Origin of the sequence: Halorubrum sp. ASP1 (genome assembly GCF_005435135.1) — an archaeon.
In the GTDB taxonomy this organism is placed as follows: Archaea; Halobacteriota; Halobacteria; order Halobacteriales; family Haloferacaceae; genus Halorubrum; species Halorubrum tropicale.
In genome coordinates this window covers 1-247 of record NZ_SGUA01000086.1, presented here as the reverse complement: position 1 = coordinate 247, position 247 = coordinate 1, and the positions used below count along the sequence as shown (strand labels likewise).

Below are 247 nucleotides of genomic sequence, written 5' to 3'. Positions count from 1 at the left end.
GCGGAACCCGTTGATGCGGCCGGCGTTCCGTCGGCTCGACCGGAGTCAGGCGGGCGCGCTCATCGCGCTGTGGGAGGGCTTCGAGGACCGGCGAGCGCTCGGGCGGTGGGTCCGGTCGCTGGCGGCGACGACACGATCTCGTTCAGGAACCCCTCCGGCGTCTCACCGTTCGTCGGCGCCGCTCCTCGAGGCGCTCCTCGACACGGAGTCGCGAGACGCGAAGATGACGCGATACCGGTTCGCGGTC

The 247-nt window shown here is 71.7% G+C and carries 1 pseudogene; it reads left to right on the top strand.

What is annotated here, in order from left to right:
* Positions 1–247 (top strand): annotated as a pseudogene (locus EXE48_RS18975) (hypothetical protein); the annotation flags it as partial.